The organism is Brevundimonas sp., assembly GCF_035561115.1.
Taxonomy (GTDB): Bacteria; Pseudomonadota; Alphaproteobacteria; order Caulobacterales; family Caulobacteraceae; genus Brevundimonas.
In genome coordinates, this window is record NZ_DATMYH010000127.1 from 1 (window position 1) to 12895 (window position 12895).

Here is a 12895-nt window from a genome sequence, read left to right on the forward strand (position 1 = left end):
GTCTGAACGAGGGCGTGGCCCAGGCCGCCTCCATCTATGTCGCCTTCATGCGCGAGGTCGGCACCATCCATGCGGGCTTCGACAGCGCAGAGGCCATCCAGGCCGCCATCCGCAAGGGCGCGTCCTACGAGCCGGCCCAGCTGTCGCGCGGCATGATCGCCTATGGCGCGATCCTGGCGCTGCAGTCGCCGGAGTTCGTGCAGGGCGTCCGCACCTACGCCGTCGATCCCGCCCAGCGTCAGCAGATGATCGCCCGCATCCTGGCCGATCCCGCGGCCGCCGCCACCTTCCCGGGCGCGGACGCCGCGGCGGGCCTGATCGTCGACACAATCGGCCGCGATTCGGCGGCCATGATGGCCATCGCCGAGACCGTCGAGGAAGACGCCTACACGATTCAGGGACGCGGAGATCCGCGGCGCCGCTGGGCCACCGTTCACATTTCGGACCGCGTCACCCGGCTGGAGGGCGCCAAGTCGCTTTCCGCGGTGCAGATGCTGCCGTCGGCCGAGGAATCCGCCCGCCTGTTCGCCGCCGCCAACAGCGGCTCGGGGCTGGGCGTGGGCCCGGCGCGTTCGGGCCCGCCGTATACACCTGCGGTGATCCGTTCGCTGGCCGTGGCGGCGCTTGCCGCCCTGGGCGCCGGGGGCGACGACGCCCGCGCCAACACCGAGGCCCTGACGGTCGAGCAGAACAGCGAATTCTGCCTCAACATGTCCAAGCTGATGCTGTTCCAGTGTCTGGCCGCCTCGCGCCCCAGCTATGAGGACATGTTCTGCGTCGGACGCCACGTCGCCCGCGACCTGGCCACCTGCACGGCACAGAACATCACCCCCGCGCCGCTCGACGTCCCCCAGACCGCCGTGGCGGGCGGGGCGCCGGAACAGACGCCGATCGCCGCCGAGGCGGCCGCTGCGTCCACCGCGGCGACGACGGCGCTGAACGACAGCCGCTGAGGCAGCGCGCAAGCGGCGCCCGCCCTGTTGCGTCGCGGTGTTCTTGCGTGTAATGACCCGCGCTCTTGAATTCAGGGTCCCTGACCCCGCCGCGAGGGCTGACTGGTCAGCGCGGCGTTTGTGTTGTTGAGGCGAGGCGATGGCCGAGATCATTCTGAACGTGGACGTCCGTGATGGCGTTGGCACCGGCGGCGCACGCGCCGCGCGTCGCGCGGGCATGGTCCCGGGCGTGCTGTACGGCGGCGACAAGGCTCCCGTCGCCATCTCGGTGAACGAGCGCGACTTCCGCAAGTCGCTCTACACCGGCAAGCTGCTGGGCCATCTGGTGACGCTGAAGTACGGCGACGAGAGCCAGCCGGTCATCGCTCGCGACGTGCAGTTCGACCCCGTGTCGGACCGCCCGCTGCACTTCGACCTGATGCGCGTCGATGAAAAGCAGACCATCAAGATCGACATCCCGGTTCACTTCATCAACCAGGACCAGTGCGAAGCCTTCCGTCAGGGCGGTTCGCTGGAAGTCGTCCGTCACTCCGTCGAGGTCAAGGTCCGCGCGGATCACATCCCGGAAGACCTGATCGTCGACCTGGCCGGCCACAAGATGGGCGACACCATCCGCTGGACCGACCTGAAGGGCACCAAGGACGTCGAGCCGACCATCACCGACCGTGACTTCGTGATCGCCTCGATCAAGACCTCTTCGGCCGCCATCTCGGCCGCCGCTGACGAAGCCCACGACGCCGAAGTCGCCGCCGAGGCCGCCGAGGTCGAAGCCACCGAACAGGCCGCATCGGGCGAAGGCGAAGCCGAAGCCGCCGAGGGCGAATCGACCGAAGGCTGATCGCCTTCCTTCGACTGTTTTGCGAAGCGGCCCCTTCCGGTTACGGATGGGGCCGTTTCCTTGTCCGGACCTGAGCCATGATCATCATCGCCGGCCTGGGCAATCCGGGCCCCAAATACCAGGGCAACCGCCACAACATCGGCTTCATGGCCGCCGACGAGATCGCCTCGCGCTGGCGGTTCGGGCCCGAGCGCGCAAAATTCCAGTCAGTGATCCGCGAGGGCGAGGTGGCCACGCCGAGCGGGGACGTTCGCGTCCTGCTGATGAAGCCCCAGACCTTCATGAACGAGAGCGGCCGGGCGGTCGGCGAGGCTGCCCGCTTCTACAAGGTCAAACCGTCCGAAGTGATCGTCTTCCACGACGAGATCGACCTGGCTCCCGGGCGGTTCCGCATGAAGACCGGCGGCGGGGCGGCGGGCCAGAACGGCGTGCGATCGCTGATCAGCCACCTGGGCGCGGATTTCCGCCGCGGGCGGATGGGCGTGGGCCATCCGGGCGAAAGCCATCTGGTCATGCCCCATGTGCTGGGAGACTTCCACAAGGCCGACCGCGTCTGGCTGGACCCGATGCTGGCGGCCGTCGCGGACGCCCTGCCCTTCGCCCTGGCCGGCGACGACGAACGCTATCAGGCCGAGGTCATGCGTCTGGCCCCTGCGCCAAAATTCAGCCCGCGTCAGGCGGCGCGGGGCGACGACTAGACGCACCGCCTTGTCCGCGGGCAACGGCGCGGATAGACCGCGCCCAGCCCTGAAGGAATCGCCATGAACCGCGCCCTCATCTCCGCCGCCGCCCTGCTGCTGCTGGCCGCCTGCAATTCCGGCGAACGCGCGCCCGAGCCCGGCGCGCCGACGGTCACGGTGGCCGACGCCCTGTGCCGGCCGACGCCCAGGGGTCGCCAGACGACCGGCTGCTACATGACCCTGACGGCCAGCGGTCCTGACCGGCTGATCTCGGTCGAAAGCCCCGAGGCCAACATCGTCCAGATCCATGAGAGCCGCATGGAAAGCAATATGATGATGATGCAGCAGCTGCGGGACGGCCTGCCCCTGGCGGCCGGTCAGGCCGCTGTCCTGGCGCCGGGCGGCAATCATCTGATGCTGCTGGGCGTCAAGGAGCCGCTGGCGGCGGGCGACACCGTGACATTGAAGCTGACGTTCGAGACGGCCGCCCCGGTCGAGGTGACCGCAGCCGTCGCCCAGCCCGCCGCATCGGAATACGACCAGGCTGCGGCTCACTGAGCCGCCGAGCCTGACAAACGAGGCGCGACCGGCTAAAGGCTCGCGCTCACCACTCCGCTTTGCCGCCTCTCGCCGACGGGACGATCCTTCGTCGCCCGCACAAGAGGCTTCAGGAACCGCCCAAGCCCATGGCTCTCAAAGTCGCGATCGTCGGCCTGCCCAACGTCGGCAAGTCCACCCTCTTCAACGCCCTGACCAAGACGGCGGCGGCGCAGGCCGCCAACTATCCGTTCTGCACCATCGAGCCCAACACCGGCGACGTGGCGGTGCCGGAGCCGCGGCTGGAACAGCTGGCGGCCATCGCGGGTTCGAAGGAAATCATCCCGTCGCGGATCACCTTCGTCGACATCGCCGGCCTGGTGCGCGGCGCCTCCAAGGGCGAGGGTCTGGGCAACCAGTTCCTGGCCAACATCCGCGACTGCGACGCCGTGGCCTTCGTGGCCCGCTGCTTCGTCGACGACGACATCACCCACGTCGAGAACCGCATCGATCCCATCTCGGACCTCGACATCATCGAGACCGAACTGATGCTGGCCGACCTCGAAAGCCTCGAGAAGCGGGTCGTCAACGTCGAGAAGAAGGCCAAGGGCGGCGACAAGGAGGCCCAGACCACCCTGCGCCTGATCAACAAGGCCCTGGTTCCTTTGCGCGCCGGCAAGCCCGCCCGCGTGGCCGAGGTGGACAAGGAGGACGAGAAGGCGTGGCACATGCTGCAGCTGCTGACCTCCCTGCCCGCCCTCTATGTCGCCAACGTCGACGAAGCCTCGGCCGACAAGGGCAATGAGTTGTCGGATCTGGTGGCGAAGCGCGCGGCGGCCGACAACGCCAATTCGGTCGTCATCTCGGCCAAGATCGATTCCGAACTGGCCGTGCTGGACGCCGACGAACAGGCCGAGTTCCTGGAAAGCCTCGGCCTGGCCGAGCCGGGCCTGAACCGCCTGATCCGCGAGGCCTACGCCCTCCTGGGCCTGCAGTCCTATTTCACCGTGGGGCCCAAGGAAGCGCGCGCCTGGACCATTCCGGTCGGCGCCACCGCGCCGCAGGCCGCCGGCGTCATCCACACCGACTTTGAAAAGGGCTTCATCCGCGCCGAGACCATCGCCTTCGAGGACTTCGTCGCGCTGAAGGGCGAGGCGAAAGCGCGCGAGGCGGGCAAGCTGCGGGCCGAAGGCAAGTCGTACGTCGTCAAGGACGGCGACGTGATGAATTTCCTGTTCAACTAGCCGGCGCCGCGGCCTCCGGCGCCGGGCATCGCACCAGGCTGACGGCGGCGCCGTTCCGGTTCAACCAGGTCAGACGCATCGCGTCGCCCTGGACGGCCATGCGGACCCGCTCGTTCGAGGTCTGGCCCTCGGCTGCGCACGCCAGGGCCGCTTCGTAGCCGTCGGCCACCTGGCTGATCGACAGGATGCCGCAGCTGTTCTCATAGCCCTCGAACCGGGTGGTGCTGATCTCGATCGGCCGTTCGGCGCCACGAGGATTGGCGCACCAGCGGACATTGGCGGCCCAGCGGCCGACGAAGGTCTGCGGGCCGGATCCGGGCATGATGGACCCGACCCCCGGCGGCGGGGTCGGGGCCGGCGCCTCGGCCTCCGCCGTGTTGATCGGCGCCGCGGGATCGGTCGGCGGATTGGTTTCGGACCGGCCGCAGGCGACGAGGGCCAGGGCGAGGAACGGGACGAAGCGGTGCTGGGTCATGACCTGAGAACGCGGTTCTTCCGTGACGGCTCCCGATCTCGCCCCGATCACGAATTCGCGGTCACGCTTGCATCCCCCGCAAGATTTTGCGACCGGTTCGCCAGTGTCGAGAACAAGGGGGCGTCCCGCATGACTCAGAACACCAATCCATGGGCGGCCCAGGTCGATCCCCTGGCCCAGGATATCGCCGCGGTGCTCAAGCGCATGGGCGGTTCGGCCCACCAGCGCGACGTGGTCCAGTGCGTCGCCGCGATGAAGCGACAGCGGGGCGAGACCGTGGCCCAGGATCTGGCCAACCGGATCGTCGAGGTGTTCGAGAAATATCGCGACCTGTTCTTCAAGCCGTTCGGCGAAGGCTCGATGCGCTGGGCGCTGAAGCCCGGCGTCGCCTGACCTCTCCACCGCTGTAACGACAGAGGCCCGCAACCGGATGGTCGCGGGCCTCGCCGTTCAGGGCGACCGATGTCGCGCTTGCCCGGCTTGTCGCCGATGTCTTCGCCGCGATGTCCTGCTTGTCGCGGTGGAAATGTATCGGTCGGTTCGGGTTCTAGAACCGGCGGACGTAGCTCAGGCCGTAGGTGTCGAGTTCACCGCCGTTGTCGTCGGTGAAGTCGCGGCGGGTCCAGTCGGCGCGGACGCCGTTGCGGCCGTCGAAGAAATAGTTGGCGCCGGCGCCGTAGTTGACGCTTTCGCCGTCCTCGGTGGCCGTGAAGCCCGCGACGTCGGCCTTGATCTGGGTCGTGCCGTAGCCGACGCGGCCGAACACTTCGAAGTTCGGGCTGATCGGCAGGGTGCCGACGACATAGGCTGCGGCATCGTATTCATGGGACAGGTCGCCCGTGACGCCGGCGACGGTGACCTCATCGTCCCTGACGCCGAACGAGGCTTCGCCCTCGACGCCGACGTAGCGGTTGAACTTCGCGTTCAGGCGGCCGGTGACGGCGCCCAGGGAGGCGTCGTCGCCGTCCAGATGGGTGTAACCGAGCGAACCGGTGACTTGCGGATTGGAAATGCTCTGGGCCATGGCCGGCGCGGCCAACAGAGTAAGAGCGGCGGTGGCGAGAAGAACGTTACGCATTGTTTCTTGTATCCTCTAGATGTGGCAACCGACGGCTGCCAGCCCCATCCAGCGAGGACACAAATGGGCGGGCGAAAGCGGCGTTCCAGAGGCGGACGAATACATAACAATGACTGTGTGGCGCGAGGCACAGACCGCGTTACCCCAAACAAGACAGTTTTGTGGCGGATACGGCCCAGCTTGCTCAGCGGTCCTTTTCGCGTTCGGTTCCGGCGCGGGCGTGGAGGGCGGCCTGGGCGGCGGCGAGACGGGCGATCGGCACGCGGTAGGGCGAGCAACTGACGTAGTCGAGGCCGACCTCCTCGCAAAAGGCGATGGAAGACGGATCGCCGCCGTGCTCGCCGCAGATGCCCATCTTGATGCCCGGCCGCGCGGCCCCGCCGCGTTCGGCGGCGATGCGGATCAGGTCGCCGACGCCGTCCTGGTCGAGGCGGACGAAGGGGTCGGACTCGAAGATGCCCTTGTCCATATAGGCCTGCAGGAAGCGGCCGGAGTCGTCGCGGCTGATGCCGAAGGTGGTCTGGGTCAGGTCATTGGTGCCGAAGCTGAAGAATTCGGCGTGCTCGGCCAGGTCGGCGGCGCGCAGGGCGGCGCGGGGCAGTTCGATCATGGTGCCGACCAGATAGTCGACCCGGTCATCGGCCTCGGCGAAGACGGCCTCGGCGGTCCGGTCGGTCAGCTCGCGCAGGTATTTCATCTCCAGCCCGAGGGCGACCAGCGGGTGCATGATCTCGGGGATGGGGGCCTCGGCCGCCGTCTCTTTTACTTCCAGCGCCGCCTCGAGGATGGCGCGGACCTGCATCTCGTAGATCTCGGGATAGGCGACGCCCAGACGGCAGCCGCGGTGGCCGAGCATGGGGTTGGTCTCGTGCAGTTCCTTCGCCCGGCGTTTCAGCTTGGCGGCGTCCAGCCCTTGCGTCGCCGCCAGGGCGTCGATCTCGGCGTCGGTGTGGGGGATGAATTCGTGCAGCGGCGGATCGAGCAGGCGCACCGTCACCGGCAGGCCGGCCATGATGGTGAAGAGCTCGACGAAGTCGGCCTTCTGGAACGGGGCGATCTTGGCCAGGGCGGCGCGGCGGCCGGCCTCGTCGTCGGCCAGGATCATCTCGCGCACGGCGGCGATGCGGGCGTCGTCGAAGAACATGTGCTCGGTCCGGCACAGGCCGATGCCCTCAGCCCCGAAGCCGCGCGCGGTGCGGGCGTCCAGCGGGGTCTCGGCGTTGGCGCGGACGCGCAGGCGGCGGACCTTGTCGGCCCAGGCCATCAGGGTCTGGAAGTCGCCGGTCAGCTCGGGCTCGATCATCGCCACGGCGCCGTCGAGGACCTCGCCCTTCGAGCCGTCGATGGTGATGATCTCGCCGGCCCTGAAGATGCGGCCGCGGGCGGTGAAGGTCCCGGCGTGCTCGTCGATCGACAGTTCGTTGATGCCGCACACGCAGGGCCGCCCCATGCCGCGGGCCACGACGGCGGCGTGGCTGGTCATGCCGCCCCGGGCCGTGACGATCCCGCGCGCCGCATGCATGCCGTGGATGTCCTCGGGACTGGTCTCCTCGCGCACCAGGATGACGGCGTCGCCCAGCTGGTTCAGCCGTTCGGCCTCGTCGGCGTCGAAGACGATCTTGCCGGTCGCTGCGCCCGGCGAGGCGGGCAGGCCGGCGGCGACCACGCTGCGCGTCGCGTTCGGATCGAGGGTCGGGTGCAGCAGCTGGTCGAGGGCCGCGGGCTCGACGCGGGAGACGGCCTCTTCTTCCGAGATCACGCCCTCGGCGGCCAGGTCGACGGCGATCTTCAGCGCCGATTTGGCGGTGCGCTTGCCGTTGCGGGTCTGCAGCATCCAGAGCCGGCCCTGTTCGACCGTGAACTCGATATCCTGCATGTCGCGATAATGGCTCTCCAGCCGGCCCACCACGTCGACGAATTCGGCGAAGACGGCTGGCATGGCCTCTTCCATCGAGGGGGCGGTCTCGCCCATCTCCTCGCGGCCGGCCCGGGTCAGCGACTGGGGCGTGCGGATGCCGGCGACGACGTCCTCGCCCTGGGCGTTGATCAGGAATTCGCCGTACAGCTTCGCCTCGCCCGTCGACGGGTTGCGGGTGAAGGCGACGCCGGTGGCCGAGGTGTCGCCCATATTGCCGAACACCATCGACTGGACGTTGACCGCCGTGCCCCAGCTTTCGGGGATGTCGTGCATGCGGCGATAGAATTTGGCCCGGTCGTTCATCCAGCTGGCGAAGACGGCCGAGACGGCGCCCCACAGCTGGTCGTTCGGGTCCTGCGGGAAGGGCTGGCCCAGCCGGTCCTCGACCACGGCCTTGTAGTCGGCGACGACCTTCTCCCAGTCCTTCGCGGTCAGGTCGGTGTCGATGGTGACGCCCAGACGATCCTTGTGATCGTCCAGCACCTCCTCGAAGTCGTCGTGCGACAGGCCGAGGACGACGCTGGAATACATGGTGATGAAGCGGCGATAGCTGTCGAAGGCGAAGCGGCGGTCGCCGGAGAGGGCGGCGAGGCCCTCGACCGTCTCATCGTTGAGGCCGAGATTCAGGACGGTGTCCATCATCCCCGGCATGGAGGCGCGGGCGCCCGACCGCACCGAGACCAGCAGGGGGTTGGACGCATCGCCGAAGGTCTTGCCGACGACAGCCTCGACCTTTTTCAGGCCGGCGGCGACCTGTGCGGCGAGGGCGTCGGGGTAGGTCTGGCCGTTGGAATAGTAGTGGACGCAGGCCTCGGTGGTGATGGTGAAGCCCGGAGGCACGGGCAGGCCGAGCGAGGACATCTCGGCGAGGTTGGCGCCCTTGCCGCCGAGCAGGTTCTTCATCGACGCATCGCCGTCGGCGGAGCCCCCGCCGAAGCCGTACACCCACTGAGTCATAGACAAGCCCCTGAGCCTTGATCGTGTCCGGCCTGACTAACGTGCTGCGCCCGCGAAGGCGAGGCCGGGGCCGTAACAAAGCGTGAGCGGATGTGGCGGTTCCGGGTCGAGGGGGCGAGAGTCCCTGCCGGGCGCGGAAAATGCGAAAATGGGGACTCTGGAGACATTGGGGACGTGGCGGTTCCCGGCGGATTGGGCGGAATCGGCGCGCCGACCGGGGGGGCGCGCCCTGCTGAAACGGTCTGCATCCTTCATGACGCCATTCGAGCATGCGGCTGCGTCAGAAGCGGACGTATGGGGTCCGTGGTCGGGTTGAGGGGGCGGGAGTCTCCGAAAGCTGGGGCGGAAAGGTCGGACTGGAAGGGGCGAGAGTCTCGAGCTCGCCCGTTCGGGAGGTCTCCGGCCGAAACGCGCCGCCGGGTTCCGCCAACCCCACTTCTGTCATCCTCGGGGCTTGACCCGAGGATCAGACCTTCCGGCGCCGCTTCTTCATCACCCACTCTCCATCTCCGAAGAAAAGTCAGCGTGTTGCGTTCACCGGTTGAGCCAACCGTGGTTAGCGGGCATCCGACGACCCGAGCGTGTCGTCTCCTGTGTCACAGGTCAGATCTTGCATGATCGGAAAATACCCGATGACCGTTGCATCTCGAGGTGAGGCGATCGCGCTCATCTGCGAATAGGCGATGCAGCGCGTCGCATCCCCCGCGTCGCCGCATATGGCATCATCCTTGATTTCGACATCAGTCAGCGAAAAAGCCTGACCCGATTTCAGGCAGCCCCGAACGCCCCAAGCCTCTTCCGCGGGGCGGGCCGGTATCAAGGGGCCCATGATCCCGCCGGGAAGAGATGCGATCCGCTCTTGTGTATCGACGCGAAGACTCTCCCTTGCCCGGATGTAGCTGGACCGGCGAGCGGCCTCCAACGCGCGCTCCGCCCCGAGCCGGTCAGGGACCAACGGGTCATGCTCCAGGATGCCAACGCAACTCGCCAAACCCATAGCGGCGGCGCCTGCAACCATCGCGCTTCGCAAACCTCCAGCCTTCATTTGCACCGACTCGATTGTTCCTTGAATCTTCCCATAGCGTCAGTCAGGACATCCATGGTTGCAATGGACATAATGGGTGGGAGACGGGCGTTGACCCAAGCCTTGAAAGAGCCAGGCTAAGGACATGATGTTTGCGGTTCTGGTTGCTCTTCTCGGCTCATCACCGGGTGCGGAGGCTGCGGAGGACTGGCGTCTCGTTGATGCTGGTCCGGACTTTGCCTACGGCATCGACAGGGACTCGATTGTGTTGCGCGGATCTGTGCGAGCGTTCGTAGCCGTGTCTGTCGAAGCGGACGGCTACGGCAAAGCGAGGCTGATCGCCGATTGCGCAGACATGACAATCCGGGTGCAGGAAGACCTGTCGACCCATGCCGATCAAAGCGCTGTCGAAAACACGCCACGCGCCGCAGTCGGTTCCGAGTTGAGCATGGTCAATCGCGTTTGCCGAACCTGGGCGGAAGGGGGCCCCCGCGAGACCAAGATCAGCTTCGAACAGTTTTTGGAAACGGCGAAGGAGTTCATCGGCGTTCCCATGCTTGTGCCTTGCGGACCGCCGCCCCACTCACGCTATGCAAGGTCTCGCGAGGAGTGCGTTCTCTGAGGTCCGCAATGGGTCGTGAGCGGACCTTGACGAACGGGCGTAAAGCAGACCCCGCCCATTCCCGCAGGGCGCAGAATCGCGCACCCTGGGCCATGAAGCCGGACCTGATCATTTTCGACTACGACGGCGTCGTCGCCGACAGCGAACTGCTCAACAACACGGTGCTGGCCGAGGTGCTCACCGGGATCGGGCTGGCGACAACCACCGACGACGCCATCGCGACCTACATGGGCAAGCGCTGGCTGGACTGCCGTCCGCTGATCGAGGAGCGGCTGGGCGGCGCCTGTCCCGACCATGTGCACGCCGACTGGACCCGTCTCTGCCACGAGCGGGCGGGCAGCGGGCTGACGGCAGTGCCCGGCCTGGCCGCCTTTCTCGAAGGCCGCGGGGAGCCGCGCTGCATCGCCTCCTCGAGCCCGCCCGACTGGATCGAACTGGGCCTCGCCCGCTTCGGCCTGACGGGCGCGATGGGTCCCGTGTTCAGCGCCGCGGTGCATGTGACGCGGGGCAAGCCGCATCCGGACCTGTTCCTCCACGCGGCGGCGGAGATGAAGGCCGATCCGGCGCGCACCGTCGTCATCGAGGACAGCGCGACCGGGGTGCTGGCCGGGGTGGCGGCCGGAATGCAAGTCGTCGGCCTGTGCGCGGGCGGCCATGTTCGCGACGGCCATGCCGAACGGCTGACGAAAGCCGGCGCCCATGACATCGCCCTGTCGTGGGATGAGGTGGCGCGATTGATCGGCTGAAGGGGGCGCCTCCGTGTCGCCCGGACGGGGGTGACGGCATCTGTCTCCTCCCTGTTCGCGAAGCGAATGGGGAGGGGGACCGCGAAGCGGTGGAGGGGCGCCAGTCCGCGCTCGCTGCTTCCACCCCTCCACCCCCCGCGCTGAGTCGCGCGGGCGGTCCCCCTCCCCATCGCCTCCGGCGACAGGGAGGAGACAGATTGCCCAAGCTAACCCGCCCTTAACCGCGATGATTCACCAATCGGTCTTCAAGCTGAGCGGGGCCGCGTATCCATGTCCGAGTTGAAGACCGACGTCGTCATGAGGGGCGACTGCATCGAGGTGTTGCGCTCGCTCCCCGACGCCTGCGTCGACATGGTCTTCGCCGACCCGCCCTATAACCTGCAGCTGGGCGGCGACCTGCTGCGGCCCGACAACAGCCTGGTCGACGCGGTCGACGACGACTGGGACAAGTTCGACAGCTTCGCCGCCTATGACGCCTTCACCCGCGAATGGATGGCGGAATGCCGCCGGGTGCTGAAGCCGGAAGGCTCGATCTGGGTGATCGGCAGCTATCACAACGTCTTCCGCCTGGGCACGGCGATCCAGGATCTGGGCTTCTGGGTGCTGAACGACATCATCTGGCGCAAGTCCAACCCGATGCCGAACTTCAAGGGCACGCGCTTCACCAACGCCCATGAGACCCTGATCTGGGCCGCCCGCAGCCGCGAGCAGAAGCGCTACACCTTCAACTACGACGCCCTGAAGGCCTTCAACGAGGACACGCAGATGCGGTCCGACTGGACCCTTGCCCTGTGCACGGGCGAGGAGCGGATCAAGGACGCCGAGGGCAAGAAGGCCCATCCGACCCAGAAGCCCGAGGGCCTGCTGCACCGGGTGCTTCTGGCCGCGACGCGGCCCGGCGACGTGGTGCTGGACCCCTTCTTCGGCACCGGCACGACGGGGGCGGCGGCGAAGCGGCTGGGGCGTCATTTCATCGGCATCGAGCGCGACGAGACCTACGCCAGGGTGGCGGAGAAGCGGATCAAGGCGGTGATCCCGGCCGCGCCCGAGGACCTGGTCGTCATGGGCTCGAAGCGGGCCGAGGTGAAGGTGCCGTTCGGAGCGCTGGTCGAGGCCGGCCTGCTGTCACCGGGCGACAAGCTGTACAGCCCGCGCGGCGACCGCGAGGCCCGGGTCCGGGCGGACGGCTCGCTGGTGGCCGGCGAACTGACCGGTTCGATCCACAAACTGGGCGCCCTGTTCGAGAACGCGCCGGCCTGCAACGGCTGGACCTACTGGCGATTCAAGACGGATCAGGGACTTAGGTCGATCGACACCCTGCGGGCCGAGGTCCGCGCCGGGATGCAATGACCGGTAGCCGACACTGAAACAGCTGTAACCCTCACAGTTCCCACAGGAAAAATCCGCGTTCCGGGAACTTCGCACATGCGAGATGGTTGAATATTCCGGCGCCCGCGTCAGGGGCGTCCGGAGCATGAGCCATGAAGATCGCCCAGGTCGCGCCCCTGTATGAGGCCGTGCCTCCCAAGCTGTACGGCGGCACCGAACGCGTGGTCGCCCATCTGACAGACGCCCTGGTCGACCTGGGCCATGACGTCACCCTGTTCGCATCCGCCGACGCCGAGACGCGCGCCCGCCTGATCCCGGTCCGCGATCAGGCGATCCGGCTGGACCCCGCCCCCCTCAAGTCCGATCTGGCGGCCCACATGACCATGCTGGCCGAGGTGCTGAAGCGCGCCGACGACTTCGACGTGATCCATTTCCACACGGACATGATCCATTTCCCCTTCTTCTCGCGCTGCGCCGACAAGACGGTCACCACG

General features: G+C 67.5%; 14 protein-coding genes. 10 read left to right on the plus strand and 4 right to left on the minus strand.

What is annotated here, in order from left to right; all coding sequences use genetic code 11:
* The 5 genes from VN378_RS16770 to ychF form a co-directional block, all read left to right on the plus strand.
* The coding region (locus VN378_RS16770) for a hypothetical protein (protein WP_325744697.1) at positions 1–953 on the plus strand (953 nt) is incomplete at its 5' end.
* Between the two features lie 139 nt (positions 954–1092).
* On the plus strand, positions 1093–1791 hold the full coding sequence (locus VN378_RS16775) for a 50S ribosomal protein L25/general stress protein Ctc (RefSeq protein ID WP_325744698.1): 699 nt from the start codon (positions 1093–1095) through the stop codon (positions 1789–1791).
* A 77-nt stretch (positions 1792–1868) separates the two neighbouring features.
* Positions 1869–2489 carry an aminoacyl-tRNA hydrolase gene (gene pth / locus VN378_RS16780; protein ID WP_325744699.1) on the plus strand — a complete coding sequence of 207 codons (621 nt, stop codon included), beginning with the start codon at positions 1869–1871 and terminating at the stop codon, positions 2487–2489.
* Between the two features lie 63 nt (positions 2490–2552).
* A complete protein-coding gene (locus VN378_RS16785) occupies positions 2553–3029 on the plus strand; it encodes a copper chaperone PCu(A)C (RefSeq protein WP_325744700.1) in 477 nt (158 codons plus the stop codon).
* A gap of 128 nt (positions 3030–3157) precedes the next feature.
* Positions 3158–4252, plus strand: coding sequence for a redox-regulated ATPase YchF (ychF, locus tag VN378_RS16790; RefSeq protein ID WP_325744701.1), 1095 nt, complete (start codon positions 3158–3160; stop codon positions 4250–4252).
* Here the strand turns inward: ychF and VN378_RS16795 are convergent.
* The gene (locus tag VN378_RS16795) at positions 4245–4727 is read right to left on the minus strand and encodes a hypothetical protein (RefSeq protein WP_325744702.1); all 483 of its coding nucleotides are present in this window, start codon (positions 4725–4727) and stop codon (positions 4245–4247) included. The genes ychF and VN378_RS16795 overlap by 8 nt on opposite strands.
* Before the next feature lie 129 nt (positions 4728–4856).
* Between VN378_RS16795 and VN378_RS16800 the strand changes: the two genes are divergently transcribed.
* Complete coding sequence (locus VN378_RS16800) at positions 4857–5120, plus strand: hypothetical protein (RefSeq protein ID WP_325744703.1); 264 nt, start codon at positions 4857–4859, stop codon at positions 5118–5120.
* Positions 5121–5274: 154 nt separating this feature from the next.
* On the opposite strand, the gene VN378_RS16805 is transcribed toward VN378_RS16800, so the two are convergent.
* From VN378_RS16805 to VN378_RS16815, 3 genes are all read right to left on the minus strand, one after another.
* Positions 5275–5805 (minus strand): porin family protein, encoded by a 531-nt coding sequence (locus VN378_RS16805; RefSeq protein WP_325744704.1) that lies wholly within the window; start codon positions 5803–5805, stop codon positions 5275–5277.
* Between the two features lie 184 nt (positions 5806–5989).
* Entirely contained in the window at positions 5990–8680 is a 2691-nt protein-coding gene (ppdK, locus tag VN378_RS16810; protein ID WP_325744705.1) for a pyruvate, phosphate dikinase, read from the minus strand.
* A gap of 556 nt (positions 8681–9236) precedes the next feature.
* Positions 9237–9731: a hypothetical protein gene (locus VN378_RS16815; RefSeq protein WP_325744706.1), complete on the minus strand. Its 495-nt coding sequence runs from the start codon at positions 9729–9731 to the stop codon at positions 9237–9239.
* 118 nt (positions 9732–9849) lie between these two features.
* Between VN378_RS16815 and VN378_RS16820 the strand changes: the two genes are divergently transcribed.
* The 4 genes from VN378_RS16820 to VN378_RS16835 form a co-directional block, all read left to right on the plus strand.
* On the plus strand, positions 9850–10326 hold the full coding sequence (locus tag VN378_RS16820; RefSeq protein WP_325744707.1) for a hypothetical protein: 477 nt from the start codon (positions 9850–9852) through the stop codon (positions 10324–10326).
* A 92-nt stretch (positions 10327–10418) separates the two neighbouring features.
* The gene (locus VN378_RS16825; RefSeq protein WP_325744708.1) at positions 10419–11072 is read left to right on the plus strand and encodes an HAD family phosphatase; all 654 of its coding nucleotides are present in this window, start codon (positions 10419–10421) and stop codon (positions 11070–11072) included.
* 270 nt (positions 11073–11342) lie between these two features.
* Positions 11343–12422: a site-specific DNA-methyltransferase gene (locus tag VN378_RS16830; protein WP_325744709.1), complete on the plus strand. Its 1080-nt coding sequence runs from the start codon at positions 11343–11345 to the stop codon at positions 12420–12422.
* A gap of 131 nt (positions 12423–12553) precedes the next feature.
* Positions 12554–12895: glycosyltransferase (locus VN378_RS16835; protein WP_325744710.1), on the plus strand; the 342-nt coding region annotated here is incomplete at its 3' end.